The sequence below is a fragment of the Vibrio sp. 1078-1 genome (assembly GCF_033340475.1).
In genome coordinates this window covers 1-855 of sequence record NZ_JAWOWM010000180.1, presented here as the reverse complement: position 1 = coordinate 855, position 855 = coordinate 1, and the positions used below count along the sequence as shown (strand labels likewise).

The window sequence follows — 855 nt, the reverse complement described above, 5'->3', positions numbered from 1 at the left end:
CGAGCCATACCAACACTTAAACCGATGTGAACGTTTTGAAAATGGATAAAAATGGGTGCACTGCATGCGTGATGCAGCAAAGACTGAAACTGTTCTAACTCCTTGGTGTCTTCGATGTTTGGCAGGCACAGAATAAACTCATCGCCTCCGATGCGTGTCGCGAACTGGCCGTCGTCTAACAGATGCAAAATACGTTGGGCGGTGATCTGCAACACCTTATCTCCGGCGTCGTGACCAAATTCATCATTCACGGCTTTAAAGCCATCAAGATCGATGTACAACAGAGTAAACGGTTGGGCACGTTGAATCTGTTGTTCGATCAGTTGATTGCCTTTAAAGCGGGAATAGCACCCAGTGAGCTCGTCGATCTCGACTAATCGTTCAAGCTCTTCCACCTGTTCATATTGTGTTTGCCAAATGCCATGCCAATAACACTCGATAGAGCGTAGCCCTTTGTAAATAAACAGGTTGAACAAAAATAAAAACGTACTTTGAATGAAAAATTCTTTTAAAGCGTGGAGTTTAAAAGGGGCATTCCCTGCCGTTATCGAATCATTGTAAAAGCAAAAAGTCATTGATAAGGCGTAGGTAAAGAACGACCAAAAAACACCGAACTCAACCATGGTCAAGAGTAGGTTGATCGTCACCAACGACGAAAAAAGAAAATGTCCGCCTAAGAAAAAGTACAGGTAAAAAGTGAGGGTGTAACCGAGGATTAGGGCAATGACGACAGATTGATGTTTTTGCTCGAGCGTGAAAGTTCGACTTGCCCAAAGGTAAGTAAAACAAGTGCTCGCGGATAACACGTAAGGAAGGTATACAACAAGATTAACCCCTCTGATTGCACAAGCGAAT

At 43.5% G+C, this 855-nt stretch carries 1 protein-coding gene; it reads right to left on the bottom strand.

The genetic code is table 11. The annotated features are described in order from the left end of the window. On the bottom strand, positions 1 to 855 hold an 855-nt coding region (locus R7190_RS26445; RefSeq protein WP_318137748.1), incomplete at both ends, for a GGDEF domain-containing protein.